The 20,761-nt window shown below is 53.7% G+C and carries 16 protein-coding genes; 4 read left to right on the top strand and 12 right to left on the bottom strand.

Annotated features, from left to right (window positions below):
- Positions 1–48: 48 nt before the first annotated feature.
- Positions 49–375, bottom strand: coding sequence for a thiosulfate sulfurtransferase GlpE (gene glpE, locus OGX67_RS03670; protein WP_257651316.1), 327 nt, complete (start codon positions 373–375; stop codon positions 49–51).
- 198 nt (positions 376–573) lie between these two features.
- Between glpE and glpD the strand changes: the two genes are divergently transcribed.
- Positions 574–2,082 (top strand): glycerol-3-phosphate dehydrogenase, encoded by a 1,509-nt coding sequence (gene glpD / locus OGX67_RS03665; RefSeq protein WP_003023494.1) that lies wholly within the window; start codon positions 574–576, stop codon positions 2,080–2,082.
- Positions 2,083–2,172: 90 nt separating this feature from the next.
- Here glpD and glgP read toward each other — a convergent pair whose 3' ends face one another.
- The 6 genes from glgP to asd form a co-directional block, all read right to left on the bottom strand.
- The gene (glgP, locus tag OGX67_RS03660; protein WP_003023492.1) at positions 2,173–4,620 is read right to left on the bottom strand and encodes a glycogen phosphorylase; all 2,448 of its coding nucleotides are present in this window, start codon (positions 4,618–4,620) and stop codon (positions 2,173–2,175) included.
- 19 nt (positions 4,621–4,639) lie between these two features.
- Positions 4,640–6,073, bottom strand: a complete 1,434-nt coding sequence (gene glgA / locus OGX67_RS03655) for a glycogen synthase GlgA (protein ID WP_003023490.1) — start codon at positions 6,071–6,073, stop codon at positions 4,640–4,642.
- Positions 6,073–7,368, bottom strand: a complete 1,296-nt coding sequence (gene glgC, locus OGX67_RS03650) for a glucose-1-phosphate adenylyltransferase (protein ID WP_003023489.1) — start codon at positions 7,366–7,368, stop codon at positions 6,073–6,075. The genes glgA and glgC overlap by 1 nt, the downstream gene beginning before the upstream one ends.
- Positions 7,369–7,382: 14 nt before the next feature.
- Positions 7,383–9,359: a glycogen debranching protein GlgX gene (gene glgX, locus OGX67_RS03645; protein ID WP_257651317.1), complete on the bottom strand. Its 1,977-nt coding sequence runs from the start codon at positions 9,357–9,359 to the stop codon at positions 7,383–7,385.
- Positions 9,356–11,542 (bottom strand): 1,4-alpha-glucan branching enzyme, encoded by a 2,187-nt coding sequence (gene glgB, locus OGX67_RS03640; protein WP_071697063.1) that lies wholly within the window; start codon positions 11,540–11,542, stop codon positions 9,356–9,358. Before glgB ends, glgX begins: the two co-directional genes overlap by 4 nt.
- 273 nt (positions 11,543–11,815) lie before the next feature.
- Complete coding sequence (asd, locus tag OGX67_RS03635; RefSeq protein ID WP_003837862.1) at positions 11,816–12,922, bottom strand: aspartate-semialdehyde dehydrogenase; 1,107 nt, start codon at positions 12,920–12,922, stop codon at positions 11,816–11,818.
- Positions 12,923–13,113: 191 nt separating this feature from the next.
- Here asd and yhgN point away from each other — a divergent pair, with 191 nt between their 5' ends.
- The gene (gene yhgN, locus OGX67_RS03630; protein WP_003023480.1) at positions 13,114–13,707 is read left to right on the top strand and encodes an NAAT family transporter YhgN; all 594 of its coding nucleotides are present in this window, start codon (positions 13,114–13,116) and stop codon (positions 13,705–13,707) included.
- Between the two features lie 456 nt (positions 13,708–14,163).
- Entirely contained in the window at positions 14,164–14,610 is a 447-nt protein-coding gene (locus OGX67_RS03625) for a lipoate--protein ligase family protein (protein WP_257651318.1), read from the top strand.
- A 95-nt stretch (positions 14,611–14,705) separates the two neighbouring features.
- Here OGX67_RS03625 and gntU read toward each other — a convergent pair whose 3' ends face one another.
- The 5 genes from gntU to OGX67_RS03600 all read right to left on the bottom strand — a co-directional run bounded on the left by gntU (position 14,706) and on the right by OGX67_RS03600 (position 19,792).
- Entirely contained in the window at positions 14,706–16,046 is a 1,341-nt protein-coding gene (gene gntU / locus OGX67_RS03620; protein ID WP_003023477.1) for a gluconate transporter, read from the bottom strand.
- Positions 16,046–16,576 carry a gluconokinase gene (gntK, locus tag OGX67_RS03615; protein WP_257651319.1) on the bottom strand — a complete coding sequence of 177 codons (531 nt, stop codon included), beginning with the start codon at positions 16,574–16,576 and terminating at the stop codon, positions 16,046–16,048. Before gntK ends, gntU begins: the two co-directional genes overlap by 1 nt.
- 141 nt (positions 16,577–16,717) lie before the next feature.
- A complete protein-coding gene (gntR, locus tag OGX67_RS03610; protein ID WP_257651320.1) occupies positions 16,718–17,713 on the bottom strand; it encodes a gluconate operon transcriptional repressor GntR in 996 nt (331 codons plus the stop codon).
- 222 nt (positions 17,714–17,935) lie between these two features.
- Positions 17,936–18,631 carry a quercetin 2,3-dioxygenase gene (yhhW, locus tag OGX67_RS03605; RefSeq protein WP_003023472.1) on the bottom strand — a complete coding sequence of 232 codons (696 nt, stop codon included), beginning with the start codon at positions 18,629–18,631 and terminating at the stop codon, positions 17,936–17,938.
- 123 nt (positions 18,632–18,754) lie between these two features.
- Positions 18,755–19,792 carry an oxidoreductase gene (locus OGX67_RS03600; protein WP_003837856.1) on the bottom strand — a complete coding sequence of 346 codons (1,038 nt, stop codon included), beginning with the start codon at positions 19,790–19,792 and terminating at the stop codon, positions 18,755–18,757.
- Positions 19,793–20,259: 467 nt separating this feature from the next.
- Here OGX67_RS03600 and yhhY point away from each other — a divergent pair, with 467 nt between their 5' ends.
- Positions 20,260–20,748: an N-acetyltransferase gene (gene yhhY, locus OGX67_RS03595; RefSeq protein WP_138828002.1), complete on the top strand. Its 489-nt coding sequence runs from the start codon at positions 20,260–20,262 to the stop codon at positions 20,746–20,748.
- Positions 20,749–20,761: the final 13 nt, after the last annotated feature.

The raw sequence follows: 20,761 nt of genomic DNA, 5'->3' as shown, positions 1-20,761 counted from the left end.
GAGGACAGTATATCTATCCTGCCTGTTTCAGGCTGCATCTTTGTTAGCTTACGAACCGTATGCCACTTCTGCCGGAAAATGTCGATGCCAGGCATCGAAGCCGCCGTCAACGCTGTAAACCGCGTCATAGCCCTGCTGCAGAAGATATTGCGCCGCGCCTTTACTGCTGTTGCCGTGGTAACACATCACCATTACGGCAGTATCAAAATCATGGTCACGCATAAACGTCCCCAACGTGTCGTTGGTCAGATGAAAGGCCTGTGGGGCATGGCCCATTGCATAGCTTTGCGGGTCGCGAATATCCACTAACACCGCCGCCCCCTGATGCAGCTTCTGATGCGCTTCTTCGACATTAATACATTCAAACTGATCCATTGCTCTCTCTTCTTTATATGGCAGGTGACGCTTTTCGGACATGTTACTGCTTAGTGTACGTCCCGACGGCAGTTAAACGCCATAATGTTATATGTATCACTGTAAATTGTTTATCCGATGTTACCAATGGCGCGATTCTTTGCTATTATGCTCGATAACGAACATTAATGAGCTATAACGAAAGTGCGAGAGGCCAGCATGGAAACCAAAGATCTGATTGTGATAGGTGGAGGCATCAACGGTGCCGGTATCGCGGCAGATGCCGCTGGACGCGGTTTATCCGTGCTGATGCTGGAAGCGCAGGATTTAGCCTGCGCCACCTCTTCCGCTAGCTCCAAACTCATCCACGGTGGCCTGCGCTACCTGGAACACTACGAATTTCGTCTGGTGAGCGAAGCGCTGGCCGAACGTGAAGTGCTGTTGAAAATGGCACCACACATCGCCTTCCCGATGCGCTTTCGTCTGCCCCACCGCCCGCACCTGCGTCCGGCGTGGATGATCCGCATTGGTTTGTTTATGTACGATCATCTGGGCAAACGCACCAGTTTGCCAAGTTCTACCGGTTTGCGTTTTGGCGCAGATTCCGTAATGAAACCTGAGATTGTGCGCGGTTTCGAATATTCTGACTGCTGGGTAGACGATGCACGACTGGTTTTGGCAAACGCCCAAATGGTCGTACGCAAAGGCGGAGAAGTATTAACCCGCACTCGCGCCACCTCTGCTCGCCGTGAAAACGGTTTGTGGATTGTTGAAGCTGAAGATATCGATACCGGCAAAAAACACACCTGGCAGGCGCGTGGCCTAGTCAACGCCACCGGTCCGTGGGTGAAAGAGTTCTTCGACGACGGTATGCACCTGCCATCACCGTACGGTATTCGCCTGATTAAAGGCAGCCACATCGTGGTGCCGCGTGTACATACCCAGAAGCAGGCTTATATTCTGCAAAACGAAGATAAACGCATTGTGTTTGTCATCCCATGGATGGACGAATTCTCGATCATCGGGACGACAGACGTTGAATACAAAGGCGATCCGAAAGCCGTGAAAATTGATGAAAGCGAGATCAATTACCTGCTGAAGGTTTACAACGCGCACTTTAAGAAGCAGCTGGGCCGTGATGATATCGTCTGGACTTACTCGGGCGTGCGTCCGCTGTGCGATGACGAGTCTGACTCACCGCAGGCAATCACCCGTGATTACACGCTGGATATCCACGACGAAAACGGCAAAGCGCCGCTGCTGTCGGTCTTTGGCGGTAAGCTGACGACCTATCGTAAGCTGGCTGAACACGCGATGGAAAAACTGGCATCGTACTATCAGGGAATTGGTCCGGCGTGGACCAAAGAGTGCATTCTGCCAGGCGGTGACATTGGCGGCGATCGCGAAGACTACGCGGCCAAACTGCGCCGTCGCTACCCGTTCCTGACCGAGTCGCTGGCGCGCCATTATTCTCGCACCTACGGCAGCAACACCGAATGGGTCATCGGCGAAGCCACCTCGCTTGCCGAGTTAGGTGAAGACTTTGGCCATGAGTTTTATGAAGCCGAGCTGAAATATCTGGTCGATCACGAATGGGTTCGTCGTGCAGAAGATGCGTTGTGGCGTCGCACGAAAGAAGGTATGTGGCTGAACGCTGAGCAGCAGTCGCGCATGACCCAGTGGCTGGCAGAATACATTGAGAAGCACCAGCTGTCGCTGGCGTCCTGATAAAAATGCCGGATGGCGGCGACGCCTTATCCGGCCTACAAAAGTGCATAAACGTAGGCCGGGCAAGCGAAACGCCCCCGGCCTCGTGTTTTACAACCGCACCGAATCAATATGCCAGATGTTTTCGGCGTACTCTTTGATCGTCCTGTCCGATGAGAAGTAACCCATGTTGGCGATATTAATCATCGACTTGGTAGTCCACTCTTCCGGGTGACGATACAGTTCATCAACCTTATCCTGACAATCAACGTAACTGCGATAATCCGCCAGCACCTGATAGTGGTCGCCAAAGTTGATCAATGAGTCCACCAGGTCGCGATAGCGTCCCGGCTCCTCCGGGCTGAATACGCCGCTGCCGATCTGCGTCAGCACCTGGTGCAACTCCTCGTCTTTCTCGTAATATTCACGCGGCTTATAGCCCTGACTACGCAAGGCTTCAACCTCTTCCGCCGTATTACCAAAGATAAAGATATTTTCTGCGCCCACATGTTCCAGCATCTCGACGTTGGCACCATCCAGCGTACCGATGGTCAACGCGCCATTCAGCGCAAATTTCATGTTACTGGTCCCGGAGGCTTCGGTCCCGGCCAGTGAAATCTGTTCAGACAGGTCGGCAGCAGGAATTATCACCTGCGCCAGGCTGACGCTGTAATTGGGGATAAACACCACTTTCAGTTTGTCGCCAATTTGCGGATCGTTATTGATCACTTTCGCGACATCGTTGATCAGATGAATGATGTGCTTCGCCATGTAATAGGCCGAAGCCGCTTTACCGGCGAAGATATTCACACGCGGCACCCACTCGGCGTCAGGATCGGCCTTAATGCGGTTGTAGCGGGTGATCACATGCAGCACGTTCATCAGTTGACGTTTGTATTCGTGAATACGCTTTATCTGCACGTCAAACAGCGATTTCGGATTCACTACCACATTAAGCTGCTGGGCAATGAGCGTGGCCAGACGTTTTTTGTTCTCCAGCTTCGCCCGGCGTACCGCCTGGTTCACCAACGGGAAATCGCAGTGCTGTTCAAGCTCGCTCAACTGGCTGAGATCGGTACGCCAGGTGCGACCAATATTCTCATCCAGTACCTCGGAGAGCGGCGGGTTAGCCAGCGCCAGCCAGCGACGCGGCGTTACGCCGTTGGTAACGTTGCAGAAGCGGGTCGGGAAGATCTTCGCAAAGTCAGCAAATAGCGACTGCACCATCAGGTTGGAGTGCAGTTCAGACACACCATTAACCTTGTGGCTCACCACGACCGCCAGCCATGCCATACGCACACGACGACCATTAGATTCATCGATAATCGACGTCCGCCCCAGCAGACCGGTATCGTTCGGATACTGCTCCTGCAGCGTTTTCAGGAAGTAGTCGTTAATCTCAAAAATGATTTGCAGATGGCGCGGCAGAATTTTACCCAGCATATCCACCGGCCAGGTCTCCAGCGCTTCGCTCATCAAAGTGTGGTTGGTATACGAGAAAACCTGACAGCACACTTCAAACGCATCATCCCAACTGAACTTGTGCTCATCAATCAACAGACGCATCAGCTCAGGGATCGACAGCACCGGATGGGTGTCGTTGAGGTGAATGGCGATTTTATCCGCCAGATTATCGTAGGTTTTGTGCAGTTGATAATGACGATTCAGAATGTCCTGCACCGTGGAGGAGACCAGGAAATACTCCTGGCGCAAGCGCAGCTCGCGTCCTGAATAGGTGGAGTCATCCGGATAGAGCACGCGGGAGACGTTCTCGGAGTGGTTTTTATCTTCCACCGCCGCAAAGTAGTCGCCCTGGTTAAATTTACCGAGGTTGATCTCGCTACTGGCCTGGGCATTCCACAGGCGCAGCGTGTTAGTGGCATCGGTGTCGTAACCGGGGATAATCTGGTCGTAGGCAACCGCGAGGATCTCTTCGGTTTCTATCCAGCGCGTTTTCTTGCCTTCCTGCTGTATACGCCCGCCAAAGCGCACTTTGTAGCGCGTATTGTGGCGTTTGAACTCCCATGGGTTACCGTATTCCAGCCAGTAGTCCGGCGACTCTTTCTGTCGGCCATCAACAATGTTTTGCTTGAACATGCCGTAGTCATAGCGAATACCGTAGCCGCGTCCCGGCAGTCCCAGCGTTGCCAGCGAGTCCAGGAAGCAGGCCGCCAGGCGCCCGAGGCCACCGTTGCCTAGGCCCGGGTCGTTTTCTTCATCGATCAGATCTTCAAGATCCAACCCCATACCTTCCAGCGCATTTTTGACATCGTCATAAATACCCAACGATAACAGTGCATTGGAAAGCGTGCGGCCAATCAAAAACTCCATAGACAGGTAATAAACCTGTCGAGTTTCCTGTGACAATTGCGCACGGTTAGAACGCAGCCAGCGCTCCACGAGACGATCGCGCACCGCGAACAATGTGGCGTTCAGCCACTCATGTTTATTGGCAATGACCGGGTCCTTACCAATCGTGAACATCAGCTTGTAGGCGATAGAATGCTTAAGTGCCTCTACGCTGAGTGTGGGCGATGCATAAGTAAATGGAGCATTCATATAGGTGATTCCTGGATAACTATTTCAAGCGATAGTAAAGCTCACGGTATGACTTCGCCGCGACTTGCCAGCTAAAATCCATGGTCATGGCCTGGCGTTGTACAAACCGCCACAGCGAAGGCCGGGACCACAATACGAAAGCACGCCGGATCGCACGTAGTAGCGACCAGGCATTACTATCTTCAAATACAAACCCACTGGCGATACCGTCCGCCAGGTTTTCCAGCGAACTGTCAGAGACCGTATCAGCCAGCCCACCGGTGCGCCGCACCAGCGGCAGCGTGCCGTACTTCAGTCCATACAATTGCGTTAAGCCACATGGCTCAAAACGGCTGGGAACCAATATCACATCGGCCCCACCCATGATGCGGTGCGAGAAGGCTTCGTGATAGCCAATCTGCACGCCCACTTGCCCCGGATGTTCCGCCGCCGCGGCGAGGAAACCTTCCTGCAATACCGGATCGCCCGCGCCGAGCAACGCCAGTTGTCCGCCCTGCTCTAACAGACCCGGCAGAGCCTCCAACACCAGATCCAACCCTTTCTGACTGGTCAGACGGCTGACTACGGCAAACAGAGGCACTTTGTCGTTAACCTTAAGTCCCATCGCGATCTGTAGCTGACGTTTGTTCTCCGCCTTTTCTTCCAGCGTGTCACGCGTATAGCGCGACGCCAGCAGCAGGTCGGTTTCCGGGCTCCAGATTTTTTCATCCACACCGTTCAGCACGCCGGAAAGCCGTCCTTCCCGATGACGCTGCTGCAACAGACCTTCCATACCATAGGCAAACTGCGGCTCGGTAATCTCCCGCGCGTAAGTTGGACTCACCGCTGTAATGTGGTCTGCGTAGTACAACCCGGCCTTCAGGAACGAAATCTGGCCGTTAAACTCCAGCCCGTGCACATTAAAGAACGACCATGGCAATTGGATGTCATCCATATGCTTTGCATAAAACATGCCTTGATACGCCAGGTTGTGTACGGTGAACACCGATTTCGCCGGATGGCCGCGCGCCGCCAGATACGCCGGGGCCAGACCGGCATGCCAGTCGTGCGCATGCACCACATCCGGGCGCCAGAATGGGTCAAGGCCGCAGGCCATTTCACATCCGGCCCAGCCAAGCAACGCAAAACGCAGGACGTTATCGGTATAAGCGAACAGGTTGGTGTCGTGATACGGGCTACCGGGACGGTCGTAGAGATGTGGCGCGTCAATCAGGTAAATACCCACGCCGTTGAAATGCCCGAAAAGCAGCGTGATACGTCCAGCGAAGGTATCGCGACGCGTCACGACCTGTGCATCGGGAATGCCGCGACGAATATCAGGAAACGCCGGGAGCAACACGCGGGCATCCACGCCGTCCGCAATTTGCGCGGCAGGTAACGCCCCAATAACATCCGCCAGTCCCCCGGTTTTTAACAGGGGGAACATCTCTGAACAAACGTGTAAAACCTGCATTATCGCTCCTGTTTGATCTGCAGTTTGCGCAGCATTTCACGCGTGACCAGCACAATGCCTTCCTCTGAACGGTAGAAACGACGCGCATCTTCTTCCGCGTTTTCACCTATCACCATGCCTTCAGGAATAACGCAGGCGCGGTCAATAATGCAACGACGTAAGCGGCATGAACGTCCCACCCACACTTCAGGTAATAACACTGCCGAATCAATGTTACAGAATGAATTCACCCGCACACGCGGGAACAGAACGGACTGCACCACCACCGAACCCGAAATAATACAGCCGCCGGAAACCAGCGAGTTCAGCGTCATTCCGTGGCTACCGGAACGGTCCTGCACAAATTTCGCTGGCGGCAGCGATTCCATATGCGTACGGATTGGCCAGTCCTGGTCGTACATATCCAGTTCAGGCGTCACCGAAGCCAGATCAAGGTTCGCTTTCCAGTAGGCTTCCAGCGTCCCCACATCGCGCCAGTACGGTTCGGATTCCGGGTCAGACTGCACGCAGGACAACGGGAATGGATGCGCATATGCCATGCCAGCTTCGGTGATTTTTGGAATGATGTCTTTGCCAAAATCGTGACTGGATTTTTCATCGAGATCATCTTCCGCCAGCAGTTCATACAGATAATCGGCGTTGAAAATGTAGATCCCCATACTGGCAAGAGATTTGGTCGGGTCGCCTGGCATCGCTGGCGGGTTGGCGGGTTTTTCAACGAACTCAATAATTTTATCGGTGTCGTCCACGTCCATCACGCCAAACGCGCTGGCCTCTTCAATAGGCACTGGCATACAGGCCACGGTGCAACGCGCGCCCTTCTCGACGTGGTCGATCAGCATGCGTGAGTAGTCCTGCTTATAAATATGATCGCCCGCGAGGATCACCACGTATTCCGCTTTATAGCGTCGAATGATGTCCAGGTTTTGGGTCACCGCATCCGCCGTACCGCGATACCAGTTTTCACCCTGCATTCTCTGCTGGGCAGGCAACAAATCGACAAACTCGTTCATCTCTTCGCTAAAAAACGACCAGCCGCGCTGAATATGCTGCACCAGCGTATGGGACTGGTACTGGGTGATCACGCCAATACGGCGGATCCCGGAGTTAATACAGTTGGATAAGGCAAAATCGATAATGCGGAACTTACCGCCAAAGTGCACAGCAGGTTTGGCACGTTTGTTGGTCAAATCTTTTAAGCGGGTACCGCGGCCACCGGCCAGGATCAGGGCAACAGATTTTAATGGCAGCTGGCGCGCCAACATTACACGATCGTTCTTCTCTAAACTCACCATGACTAACTCCTTTTTTATCTTCTCTGGAACACACACAGTCCGTGCGCAGGTCCCTGCCAGACAGCCGTAAGCACCGGATTATCCTCTCCGGCAAATGGGGGAATGGCATGCCATTCCCCTTCAGGTAAAACGATATCTGTCACCTCAAGCGTGGCGTTTATTGCAATCAGAAAACGGTCTGAAAGCTGGATTTGCATCTGCCTCGGGCCGTTTTGCCACTCATCCGCACTTAAGGGTTGTGCGTACTTATTCAGCCAACGAACATTGCCATCGCCCTCTTCCCACCAACAATCCCCTGTTAATGCTGGGATTTGCCGGCGCAGATGAATCAGCGCGGCGGTAAATGTGGTTAGCCCACTGTTTGCCTGCTGCCAGTCCAGCCACGTTAAGGCGTTATCCTGACAGTAAGCGTTATTGTTGCCGTGCTGGCTATGACCATGCTCATCGCCCGCCAGCAACATCGGCGTCCCCTGGGAGAGCAACAGCGTGGTTAACAGCGCATGAATGCTGTCGCGCCGCCGCTCAATCAGGTCCAGCGTGCCGCCTAATCCTTCTTTACCATGATTGTCGCTGTAGTTATTGCTAGTGCCGTCGCGATTTTCCTCACCATTCGCTTCATTGTGCTTATTTGTGAAGCACACACAGTCGCGTAGCGTAAAACCGTCGTGCGCAGTCACCAGATTGACCGTGGCGCTGGGTTTGCGGCCCTGGCGTTTAAACACATCGCTGGATGCGGCAAAACGCCCGGCAAACTCGCCCAACGAGAGATTACGCTGGAGCCAAAAGCGTCGCGTCGCATCGCGGAAATGGTCATTCCACTCGGCAAACGGAGGGGGGAAATTCCCCACCTGATACCCGCCTTCACCAATATCCCACGGTTCCGCAATCAGCTTCACGCGTGAGAGTAGCGGACAGGTTTGGAGCGCGGTAAACAGCGGCGCATCCTGACGAAACGCAGGTGTACGCCCCATGACGGAAGCCAAATCAAAACGAAAACCATCTACATGGCAGGTTTCAACCCAATAGCGCAGGCATTCACATGCGTATTCCACAACGCCGGGATGGCTTAAATTGAGGGTGTTCCCACAACCGGTCCAGTTGTAGTAATCACCATCGTCCCTGATCCAATAATAGCTACGGTTATCAATTCCGCGCAGCGAGAAGACAGGCCCTTCGAGATCCAGCTCGGCGCTGTGGTTCAAAACGATATCGAGAATGACCTCAATCCCCGCTTTGTGCAGCGCTTTTACCGCGTCGCGAAACTCATCAAGCGCACTCTCCGGCGAACAGGCATAGGCCGGATGCAGCGCGAACATGGCCACCGGGTTGTAGCCCCAGTAGTTCGACAGGCCCAGCCGCTGAAGTCGCGGTTCGCTGGCAAAATGCGCCACCGGCAGCAGCTCCAGCGCGGTAATGCCGAGACGCTTGAAATAGTCGATCATCACCGGATGACCCAGCGCTTTATAGGTTCCGCGAATCTCTTCCGGCAGGTCAGGATGCAAATACGTCAACCCTTTGACATGCGCTTCGTAAATCACGGTATTGCCCCACGGCGTGCGCGGCGGGGCATCATCCTCCCAGTCATAATGGTCGGACACCACCACGCCCTTCAGCGCGATGGTGGCATTATCATGGTGATCCGGTTCATTTAGCCCGCCGTGCAGCAGCGGGTTATCTTTTAACTCGCCCTCGACCCGACGGGCGCAAGGGTCGAGCAGCAGCTTGGCTGGGTTAAACCGGTGGCCCTGCTGCGGTTGCCATGGGCCATGAACGCGATAGCCATAGCGCAGACCGGGCCGGGCGTTGGCCAGATAGCCGTGCCAGACATCACCGCTACGCCCCGGCAGGTCATAGCGAAGTTCACACCCTTGCTCGTCAAATACGCATAATTCAACGCGTTCAGCATGGGCTGAGAAGAGAGTAAAATTAACGCCATGGCCGTCATACGTTGCACCATGGGGGGTGGCGTTGCCGGTTGCCAGTTGCGTCATTCCCCCTCCCGAACCAGCCAGATCGTTGCCAACGGCGGCAACGTGAGGCTCAGTGAATGCTGACGACCATGACTGGCGATTTCATCACTGTGCACCGCACCGCCGTTGCCAGTATTGCTGCCGTGGTAATGCATCGAATCGGTATTGAGGATCTCACGCCATTTCCCCGGCTGATTGATACCGAAGCGATAGCCGTGGCGGGGCACAGGCGTAAAGTTACTGACCACGATGATTTCATTGCCGACCTTGTCACGACGCACGAAAGCCAGCACCGAACGTTCTTTGTCATCCACCACCAGCCACTCAAAGCCATAGGCGTCAAAGTCGAGCTCGTGCAGCGCTTTGTGATGACGATAGGTGAGGTTCAGATCGCGCACCAGACGCTGTACGCCGTGATGCCAGTTATCACCGCCTTCCAGCAGGTGCCAGTCGAGGCTCGCGTCATGGTTCCATTCACGTCCCTGCGCAAACTCGTTGCCCATAAACAGCAGTTTCTTACCGGGGAAGGCCCACATCCAGCCGTAGTAGGCGCGCAGGTTGGCAAACTTCTGCCACGCATCGCCCGGCATGCGGTCGAGAATCGATTTCTTGCCGTGCACCACTTCATCGTGCGACAACGGCAGGACAAAGTTCTCGGTGTAGTTGTACAGCATGCCGAAGGTCAGCTTATCGTGGTGATGTTGGCGATAAACCGGATCCAGCTTCATGTAGTCCAGCGTGTCGTGCATCCAGCCGAGGTTCCACTTATACCAGAACCCTAAACCGCCCATGTCCTGCGGTCTTGAAACGCCAGCAAAATCAGTGGACTCTTCCGCCATGCTCACCGCACCAGGCACCTGTTCGCCAAGAATACGGTTGGTATTGCGTAAAAACTCGATGGCTTCGAGGTTTTCACGACCGCCAAATTCATTTGGGACCCATTCCCCTTCTTTACGGCTGTAGTCGCGATAAATCATCGATGCCACGGCATCCACGCGCAGCGCGTCGATACCAAAGCGCTCAATCCAGTACAGGGCGTTGCCCACCAGATAGTTGCTGACTTCACGGCGGCCATAGTTGTAGATCAGCGTGTTCCAGTCCTGGTGATACCCTTCTCGCGGGTCGCTGTGCTCATACAGATTAGTGCCATCAAACTCTGCCAGACCAAAATCGTCCGACGGGAAATGGCCCGGCACCCAGTCAAGAATGACGTTCAGCCCCGCCTGATGCGCGGCATTCACAAAATAGCGGAAGTCATCGCGCGTACCAAATCGACGGGTCGGCGCATACATGCCGGTAGGTTGGTAACCCCAGCTACCGTCGAACGGATGCTCGTTAATCGGCAACAGTTCAAGGTGGGTAAAGCCCATCCACTTGGCGTAAGGCACCAGTTGATCCGCCAGCTCGCGGTAGCTCAGCCAGAAGTTGTTATCGGTATGACGACGCCATGACCCCAGGTGCACTTCATAGATAGAGATTGGCGCATCAAACTGGTTGGCTTTTTTACGCTCCTCGCTTTGCACCACTTTTTCCGGCAGACCACAGATAAGCGACGCTGTTTCCGGGCGCATTTGCGCTTCGAAGGCGTAAGGGTCCGCTTTGATTCGCAGCTTACCGTTGGCATCGATCATCTCATATTTATACAGCTGACCATGCTGCGCACCGGGGATAAACAGCTCCCAGATACCGCTTTCTTTGCGCAGGCGCATCGGGTGGCGACGGCCATCCCAGTAGTTGAACTGCCCAACCACTGACACGCGTTGAGCGTTAGGTGCCCAGACAGAGAAGCGCGTGCCGGTTACACCATCCATGGTATCCGCATGCGCACCCAGCGTTTCGTAAGGTCGCAGGTGCGTACCTTCAGATAGCAGCCAGGCATCCATATCCTGGATCAATGGGCCAAAACGATAAGGGTCATCAATCAGATTCTGCTGTCCATGCCAGACAACGGCCAACTGATAGCGAAAGAAATTTTTACGGCGGGGAAGTACTGCACAGAAAAAACCACGAGAGTCGAGGCAATCCAGCTTGCCGACTTTGCGTCCGGTTTTGGGTTCGATCACCCACACTTCGGTGGCGTCAGGTAATAGGGCGCGGACTTCAAGTCCAGCGTCAGTTTGGTGCATACCGAGTACGGAAAAAGGATCCGCAAAATGGCCTGCAATTAGCGCATTAATCACGTCTCTATCGATACGAACGGACATGGTTGTCATCCTGTTTTATGGTGTCACCCCTTCCAACTGATTTTCGACATCAGGTAGCGACACTTTTTTTGACCTGAACGGCGCAGCACAATTGTGCATCCTCTCTGCGTCGTCCCACCTTCAGGCAACAACTTAATACCTCCGGTACTAAGTCACCCTTAAAGAATAGCCAATGCTTTATCTTACTCCTGGTAAAAAATGAAACATCTGCGCTTACTCCTGTATTACGCAAAAAAAAGGGTGACTCAGCACCCTTTGATCATTAACAAACCATTACGCCAGTTGACGTAACATGCGGCGCAATGGCTCCGCAGCACCCCAAAGCAGCTGGTCACCTACGGTAAAGGCTGACAGGAACTCCGGTCCCATATTCAGCTTACGCAGACGACCTACTGGCGTGGTCAACGTGCCGGTAACGGCCGCCGGGGTTAACTCACGCATGGTGATTTCACGATCGTTTGGTACTACTTTCGCCCACGGGTTGTGCGCCGCCAGCAGTTCTTCCACGGTCGGAATAGACACATCTTTTTTCAGTTTTATGGTGAACGCCTGGCTGTGGCAGCGCAGCGCGCCGACGCGCACGCACAGACCATCAACCGGGATCACGGAAGACGTGTTGAGAATTTTGTTGGTTTCCGCCTGTCCCTTCCACTCTTCACGGCTCTGACCGTTATCGAGCTGTTTGTCGATCCACGGAATCAGGCTACCGGCCAGCGGTACGCCAAAGTTATCAACCGGCAGTTCACCGCTACGGGACAGGGTCGTCACTTTACGTTCGATGTCGAGAATAGCAGAGGAAGGGGTCGCCAGCTCCTCGGCCACATGGCCATACAGATGACCCATCTGAGACAACAGCTCGCGCATATGACGCGCGCCGCCGCCGGAAGCCGCCTGATAGGTCGCCACGGAGACCCAGTCGACCAGGTCATTGGCAAACAGGCCACCAAGGGACATCAGCATCAGGCTAACGGTACAGTTACCGCCGACAAAGGTCTTAATACCTTTATTCAGGCCATCGGTGATGACATCCTGGTTAACCGGATCGAGAATAATGATGGCGTCGTCTTTCATACGCAGCGAAGAGGCCGCGTCAATCCAGTAACCCTGCCAACCGCTTTCACGAAGCTTTGGATAGATTTCGTTGGTATAATCGCCGCCCTGACAGGTCACGATGATATCGAGCGCCTTCAGCGCATCCAGATCAAAAGCGTCCTGAAGCGTGCCGGTCGCGGTTCCACCGAATGTCGGTGCCGCCTGCCCGAGCTGGGAAGTAGAAAAGAAAACAGGGCGAATGGCGTCGAAGTCACGCTCCTCAACCATGCGTTGCATGAGAACAGAGCCGACCATACCGCGCCAGCCGATAAAACCAACATTTTTCATAGCGTTTTTTTCCTGCAGAGATGTGTGCTGTGTATGTATGCCAGTGTCCTGGTGGCATATCCTTCACCATACAAAATGCAGCCAAAGTCGCAAGTGAAATTAATCAATGATAGCGAAGCCATCAGTAATGCGACTTATCCCGCTGCGCAAGCAAGCAGAAAGTCCGTGGTAATTATCAGGGAATTTGAGTTATGAATGAAATCATTTCAGCGGCAGTTTTATTGATCCTGATTATGGATCCACTCGGAAATCTGCCCATTTTCATGTCCGTATTGAAACATACCGAACCAAAACGCCGCCGCGCGATTATGATTCGCGAGCTGTTCATTGCGCTGTTGGTGATGCTGATATTCCTGTTTGCGGGCGAGAAAATTCTGGCATTTCTTAACCTGCGCGCGGAAACCGTTTCTATCTCCGGGGGCATCATTTTGTTCCTGATCGCCATTAAGATGATTTTCCCCAGCGCCACCGGGAATAGCACCGGGCTTCCGGCGGGTGAAGAGCCGTTTATCGTGCCGCTGGCGATCCCGCTGGTAGCCGGTCCGACAATCCTGGCTTCATTAATGCTGTTGTCGCATCAATACCCAAACCAGATGGGGCATCTGGTGATTGCTCTGTTGATCGCCTGGGGCGGTACGTTTGTGATTCTGTTGCAGTCGTCGCTGTTTTTGCGTCTGCTGGGGGAAAAAGGGGTGAACGCGCTGGAGCGCCTGATGGGGCTGATTCTGGTGATGATGGCCACCCAGATGTTCCTCGACGGCGTACGGATGTGGATGAAGGGGTGATGTACTCGTTTCACGCCGGGTGGCGGCTTCGCCTTACCCGGCCTACGATGTGGATGTGTGCTCATTTGTAGGCCCGGTAAGCATAGCGCCACCGGGCAATCCGCGCCGTGAATGTGTTTATGAGAAACACCTCAATCATCTAATCCCCTGAAAAAACGTATTTTCATTTCTGCGAGGCGCCTTCCGGAATGCCCTCTTGTCAGCATTGTGGATAAGCCTTATCTTCTCGCTGCACCTGCAAAATCAGGTGTCAGAATTAGCCTTCTGAAAATCATACTGGCGACATATACTTCTATGTCGTGCGACCGATTTCGTCTCAATGGCGGGTCGAGCGGGGGCGTCGCAAGACGCGCCGGTATCCAGTATGACCGGTAAGGCTAACTCCGCTCGATTCCGCCACCCGCGAGATTAGCCTCTCCGGTGGTGGTTTAAATAAAACATACTGGAGGCTGCCCTATGGCGACTACCCCTCTCTTTTCACACTCTTTATTTACCCTGCCCTTTAGCCATGCCACGGATTTCACCGAACTGGCGGATAACTGCGAGCGTTTTGTCGAAGGACTGGTTGAATGCCATGACCCGGTTGAAAAACTGGCGATTTGTGCACGTTTGTCGGCCTGTCTCGCATTATTGCAACCGACCTTAACGGAGCCTGTACCGCAGCATCTACAGGCCAGCCTGACGGTAGAAACCTTACCGACCCGTTTTCCCCTTTTCGAGCCTGAGTCAGACCAGATGGGGCGTTACTGCCAGCTTTTGGCGCATTTGCTGATGAGCAAAACGCTTTCTGATGATATGGAGCGAGTAGCGGGTGATTTGCTGCAGGATTTGGTGGGCTATTTCGCCGACACGCTGAAAGCGCCGCGTTGGTTGAAAACCGAGGATGGGGTGATGGTGCTGTAAAAAAGCCGGGTGACGCTTGCGCTTACCCGGCCTACGATGTGGATGTGTGCTCATTTCCAGGCCCGGTAAGCGCAAGCGCCACCGGGCAACAAGACTCAGCTCAACAGCTGGAAGGCAATCATACCGACAATTGCGCCGACCGTACCGAGGATGGTTTCCATCATCGTCCAGGTCTTCAACGTTTGTGCTTCCGTTGCACCGGTAAATTTACCGAACAACCAGAAACCGGCGTCGTTAACGTGGCTGACCACGATCGAGCCGCCTGCGATACAAATAGACAGTGCCGCCATCTGTGCGCCGGAGAAGTTTAGCTGTTCAATCACCGGCATCACCAGACCGACCGCCGTTAAGCACGCCACGGTCGCAGAACCCTGAATGATACGCACCGCTGCCGCCAGCACGAAGCAGGTAATGGCAATCGGCAGACCCATTCCGGTTAACGCTTCGCCCAGCGCCGGACCGACGCCGGAATCAACCAGCACTTGTTTAAACACGCCACCTGCACCAATCACCAGCAGGATAATCCCCGCCGGTTGCAGCGCATGACCGCAGATCTCCATCACTTTGTCTTTTGGCATACCCTGGCGAATCGCCAGACCGTAAATCGCCACCAGACAGGCAACCAGAATCGCGGTAAACGGGTGGCCGATAAACTCAAACCATTCGTAAGTTGAAGAACCAACCGGCACAAAGCGCGCGGCGATGGTTTTCAGACCAACCAATACCAGCGGCAGCAGGATCAGCGACAAGCTAAAGCCGAAGGACGGCATTTTACCTTCGCCCAGATGCGGCTCGGTAATGTCATCAGGAATGTTCAGCTCAACGTAACGGCTGATGAAATTACCCCACAGCGGCCCGGCGATAATCATGCCCGGAATCGCGGCACACAGGCCAATCAGGATCATCCAGCCAAAGTCAGCGTGCATCTGCGAAGCCAGCAACATCGGCGCTGGCCCCGGCAGTAAAAACGCCGCAGCCGCCGCTACGCCTGCAAACAACGGAATGACTAATTTAACCAGGTTGGTACCGGTGTGACGCGCCATCGAGAACGCTACGCTAATCAGCAGCACAATCGCCACCTCAAAGAACAGCGGTAGCGCGCAAATCAGACCGGCCAGGCCAATCGCGTAATGTGCGCGGCTGTGGCCGAAGGATTTCAGCATTTTGACGGCAATTTGATCGACTGCGCCGGTCTCATGCAAAATCTTGCCGAACATCGCCCCCAACGCCACAACAATCGCCAGGAAACCAAGCGTGCCTCCCATCCCTTTTTCCATAGTCGCGGCGATTTTATCGAGCGGCATACCGGAAAAGAGACCTGCACCAATAGACACCACCATCAAAGCAAGGAAGGCGTGCATACGCGCCTTCATCACTAAAAACAGCAGTAATAAAACGGACCCTACTGCTGTTAAAACAAGCGTTAATGTACTCACTACTTACTGCCCTGGTTAATAACCTCAATGGTGCTGGCGACCACACCGTCCAGTGGTTGATCGATATCGACCACCAGTACATCGTTTTCATTCGCACCTGGTTCTTCCAGCGCTTCAAACTGGGTCACCAGCATCTGCGTTTTGAAGAAGTGGCCTTTACGCGCTTTCAGACGGCTTTCGATAACGTCAAAATCCCCTTTCAGATAGATGAAAGAGAGGTTCGGGTTACCGTCGCGCAGCTGGTCGCGATAGACTTTTTTCAGAGCGGAACAGACGATCAGCGAAACCTTGTTGGTACGCTGCATCGCAAAGGCGGCGTCATTCAGCGCCTGTAACCACGGTTTACGGTCATCATCGTTGAGTGGCTCACCAGAAGCCATTTTCATGATGTTGCTGCGCGGATGGAGAAAATCGCCATCAAGAAACGCGGCCTGCAGTTGATGCGCCACTTCGCTGGCGACAGCAGATTTACCGCTGCCCGATACGCCCATCAGAACGTAAATGTGGTGATCATGATTAGTCGTGCTCAAAGCGTTGCCCCCACTGGTACAAGAATCTGGAAATTGTTACGGGTAACTGTTATCGGTAACATTGTCCAGCCGGATAAATAGAGAAGCAATATCCATTCGTGCTCGAAGTGTATAAGTGTGAGCTACTTCAAACTTGTTGGCTTAAATAGATCCGCCCGGTGACAAGGTGAAACCTAAATCTAACATTTTAGGTGTGACTGCTTCACCACGGATGCGCGCCAGCAGGCGTTCAGCACCAATGCTGCCCATGCGTTCACGCGGCGTGAGCACGCTCGCCAGACGCGGCTCCATCACCTGTCCGATGTCGTGACCGTGGAATCCGGCAATCGCCATGTCATCCGGGATTTTTAGCCCTAAACGCTGGCATTCGAAGGCCGCCCCTACCGCCAGGTCATCGTTGGTACAGAAAATGCCGTCGAGCTGCGGGTATTCGCGTCGCGCCTGACGGATGAGTTCAATACCGGAGGAGTAGGAAGAAGACTGTTCCATCATCACGCTGTACGGCACCAGGTTGGCATCGCGCATTGCCTGCTCGTAGCCTCTCTGTTTGATGATAGTACGTTCATCAAGACGTGCGCCAAGATAGGCAACATGACGGTGCCCTCGGGCGATGATAGCGGCAGTCATCTGGCGCGCGGCTTCAAAGTTGTCGAAACCGACGGCGATATCCAGACACGGGGACTGGCTGTCCATCAGCTCAACCACCGGGATACCGGCGACCTCAATCATTTTCAGCGTACGAGGCGTATGGCTACGTTCGGTGAGGATCAGGCCATCGATATTCCACGACAGCATCGATTCCAGGCGCTCTTGTTCCATCTCTGGCTTATAGCCGTAGTGTGCGAGCATAGTTTGATAACCATGGGCGTCGGTGACGGCCTCAATGCCGCGTAACACTTCAGCAAAAACCTGGTTTGTAAGAGACGGTAACAACACGCCGATAGCGCGGCTGGTGGCGTTAGAAAGGATATCAGGAGCGCGATTGGGAATATAACCCAGCTCATCAAGTGCAGCGGCAATTTTGCCCCGCAGCGCCACGGAGACCTGCTCCGGATTACGCAAAAAGCGACTGACCGTCATTTTAGTCACGCCCACGCAGTCGGCTACATCCTGAAGTACGGGTCTTTTCTTTTTCATCGTCCTGAAGCGTTAAAAAGGGATAGATTCCCCCAGTTTACCACGGACGTGCATGAACCTTTGCAGAGAAAAAAAGGAGTTTTTATTGTGAGAAATACACAAAATCATTCGAGTTGCATCAAGGCGGCGACGCAGTGAATCCCCGGGAGCGTACATTAAGTACGCGACCGGGGTGAGCGAGGAAAGCCAACACAGATGCGGCTTGAAGGATGCCGTGTATTTTTATACAGGCGGCAGGTCAAACAGTAACACTTCGCTGTCGCTGTCGGCATGAATCGAAATTGCCTGTTCATCCCAGATTGCCAGACCGTCGCTGGTGGTCGCTTTGGTTCCGTTAATGGTGACGTTGCCTTTTACGACCTGGATCCAGACGCGACGTTCAGCGGCAATCTGATGCACCGACTGCTCATCTTTGACCAACGCCCAACGGTACAGCTCCATATCCTGGTACACTTTCAGCGAGCCATCGCGGGCATCAGGCGACAGCACCAGTTGTTTACCCTGAGCGGCATCGAAACGGCGCTGTTCATAGCGCGGCGTAATACCGTTTTCCTGCGGCATGATCCAGATCTGATACAGATGCAGCTTCTCAGTATTGCTCGGGTTGTACTCCGAGTGACGGATCCCCGTCCCGGCGCTCATAATCTGGAACTCACCGGCAGGAACCTGCTCTTTGTTGCCCATGCTGTCCTGATGTTCTACTGCACCTTCCAGCACGTAGGTCAGGATTTCCATGTCTTTATGGGGGTGAGTGCCAAAGCCCTGGCCTGCGTCAATCACGTCATCGTTAATCACGCGCAGTGCCGAGAACCCCATAAAGTTCGGGTCATAGTAGTTGGCAAAAGAGAAGGTATGCCAGGAATCGAGCCAGCCATGATTCGCATGACCGCGGTCGTTAGCTTTGCGTAAATAGATCATTGTGTTCACCCCCAGATGTTTTCGATGGAGTAAGTGTGGACTCAATCCGCCTGGGATCATAGAGGGTGAAAATTGACTCCTCTGTTCAAAAAATATGAATAAACCCAGAGGAGTCTGTGCAGGCTATTTGGCGAGGGTTATCGTCGCCGGAGATGCCTGTTCGAAGGCGCGTTCGAGAATCTCCAGGTTGGTTAGAACTTCAGATTCCTTGACGTAATTAGGCGTACCGGCGGTCAGCGTCTGGTACAGCGCATCATAGACGCGACCGTAATCCCCCACCTCCGGCTTCACCTCTTCTTTTACTGTGATGCCGTCATCGTTGACATACTCCAGCATTCCGATGGAATCATCAGCAGCGAAACCTGGCTCACCCGGCATAATATTGGCCTTCAGACTGGTTTCCTGCTGGTCGATGCCGTACTTCACAAACGAGCCTTTGGTGCCATGGACGATAAACTTCGGATAGTCGATTTTCACCAGATGACTGGTTTTAACAATGGCTTTCAGGTCGCCGTAAAACAGCTGTGCTTCAAAGGTATCGTCCGGGTTCGCTTTATTACGCAGGCTGCGGATGTCATAGGCCACATGATCGGGGCGTCCGAACAGCGAGATAATCTGATCCATGGTGTGTACGCCCAGGCCATAAAATGCGCCATCCTGTGGCAATCCCGGCTTAGTTTCCGCCTCGGGACGGTAGTAATCGAAATGGCTTTCAACCTCAACAATTTCGCCGAGCTTGCCGCTCTCAATCGCTTTTTTAGCAGTGAGAAAGCAGGAGTCAAAACGGCGATTCTGATACGGCGTAACGGTCAGCCCTTTGCTTTGCGCCAGTTCGAACAGCACTTTTGCTTCTGCCAGCGTCGGCGTGAACGGTTTCTCAACCAGCACGTTTTTACCCGCCTCCAGCGCACGTTTGGCGTAGTCAAAATGGCTGTCAGCATGGGTACAAACGATCACTAACTTCACCTGCGGATCGTTTAAGATCTCGTCGAGGTCGCTGGTGAAGTGAATATGTGAATACTGCGGCGCCTGCTCTTCCGGCCTGGCGTTACGGCGGAAAATGTGCGCGACATGCCAGCTATTTTTGCGGTTGAGGACGTACGGCAAATGGTAGCGAGTGGTACTTTTACCAAAACCAATAAATGCGCAGTGTAAGGTCATGAGACAGTCCTTTTGAAGATGATTATCTACACCATAGCGCAAAGCGGCTGGAGACTGAATGTTGGATTCTTTGCCGGATGCGGCGTAGCCTTATCCGGCCTACAAAAGCAGATGCCTCAAGATAGGCCGTCGGCGTCGCGGTCAGTTTGTTCACGGCAAGCGCGCAGGGCCCGGAGCGTACTAAATGTACGTGAGGAGCACGAGCACTTCCCGGGGACAAAATGACAAGTAAGCCAGGCTGAAACAAAACCCCAAAAAAAAGCCAGCAAAAGCTGGCTAAAGTAATACTGGAAGCAATGTGAGCAATGTCGTGCTTTCAGGTTCTCCGTAGGGGTTCCCCTGAACGCAGAGCAATAATAATCATTCTCATTCGCACTTGTCTACTTCTTTTTGCAAAAAAATGCAGTTGACGTAATTTTCTTTCTCAGCGAGGGTAAAGACTCAATTAACCCTGAAGGAGATAAGGAATGAGTGAGATAGTGATACGCCACGCTGAACCGAAAGATTACGACGCAATTCGTCAGATCCATGCCCAGCCAGAGGTGTATCACAACACGCTACAGGTTCCTCATCCTTCCATGGAGATGTGGCAAGAGCGACTAACCGAACGGGTCGGAATCAAACAACTGGTCGCGTGCATTGATGATATCGTCGTCGGACATCTCTGTATTGAGGTCGCGCAGCGCCCGCGCCGCAGCCATGTCGCCGATTTTGGTATCTGCGTTGATGCCCGCTGGCAGAATCGCGGCGTTGCCAGCGCGCTTCTCCGTACGATGATCGACATGTGCGACAACTGGCTGCGCGTCGACCGTATCGAGTTAACGGTGTTTGTTGATAACGAACCTGCTGTTGCGGTCTATAAAAAGCATGGCTTTGAGATCGAAGGGACAGGTAAGAAATACGGCCTGCGCAACGGCGAGTACGTGGATGCGTATTTAATGGCACGCGTGAAATAAATTTAAGGGCGAG

This window comes from Citrobacter sp. Cf118 (assembly GCF_030334095.1).
In the GTDB taxonomy this organism is placed as follows: domain Bacteria; phylum Pseudomonadota; class Gammaproteobacteria; order Enterobacterales; family Enterobacteriaceae; genus Citrobacter; species Citrobacter freundii.
This window is presented reverse-complemented; position numbering and strand designations above follow the sequence as displayed.

What these genes read in the sequence shown, in the direction of transcription:
- glpE (WP_257651316.1), bottom strand. Translation starts at nt 375, where the DNA reads ATGGATCAGTTTGAATGTATTAATGTCGAAGAAGCGCATCAGAAGCTG.
- glpD (WP_003023494.1), top strand. Translation starts at nt 574, where the DNA reads ATGGAAACCAAAGATCTGATTGTGATAGGTGGAGGCATCAACGGTGCC.
- glgP (WP_003023492.1), bottom strand. Translation starts at nt 4,620, where the DNA reads ATGAATGCTCCATTTACTTATGCATCGCCCACACTCAGCGTAGAGGCA.
- glgA (WP_003023490.1), bottom strand. Translation starts at nt 6,073, where the DNA reads ATGCAGGTTTTACACGTTTGTTCAGAGATGTTCCCCCTGTTAAAAACC.
- glgC (WP_003023489.1), bottom strand. Translation starts at nt 7,368, where the DNA reads ATGGTGAGTTTAGAGAAGAACGATCGTGTAATGTTGGCGCGCCAGCTG.
- glgX (WP_257651317.1), bottom strand. Translation starts at nt 9,359, where the DNA reads ATGACGCAACTGGCAACCGGCAACGCCACCCCCCATGGTGCAACGTAT.
- glgB (WP_071697063.1), bottom strand. Translation starts at nt 11,542, where the DNA reads ATGTCCGTTCGTATCGATAGAGACGTGATTAATGCGCTAATTGCAGGC.
- asd (WP_003837862.1), bottom strand. Translation starts at nt 12,922, where the DNA reads ATGAAAAATGTTGGTTTTATCGGCTGGCGCGGTATGGTCGGCTCTGTT.
- yhgN (WP_003023480.1), top strand. Translation starts at nt 13,114, where the DNA reads ATGAATGAAATCATTTCAGCGGCAGTTTTATTGATCCTGATTATGGAT.
- OGX67_RS03625 (WP_257651318.1), top strand. Translation starts at nt 14,164, where the DNA reads ATGGCGACTACCCCTCTCTTTTCACACTCTTTATTTACCCTGCCCTTT.
- gntR (WP_257651320.1), bottom strand. Translation starts at nt 17,713, where the DNA reads ATGAAAAAGAAAAGACCCGTACTTCAGGATGTAGCCGACTGCGTGGGC.
- yhhW (WP_003023472.1), bottom strand. Translation starts at nt 18,631, where the DNA reads ATGATCTATTTACGCAAAGCTAACGACCGCGGTCATGCGAATCATGGC.
- OGX67_RS03600 (WP_003837856.1), bottom strand. Translation starts at nt 19,792, where the DNA reads ATGACCTTACACTGCGCATTTATTGGTTTTGGTAAAAGTACCACTCGC.
- yhhY (WP_138828002.1), top strand. Translation starts at nt 20,260, where the DNA reads ATGAGTGAGATAGTGATACGCCACGCTGAACCGAAAGATTACGACGCA.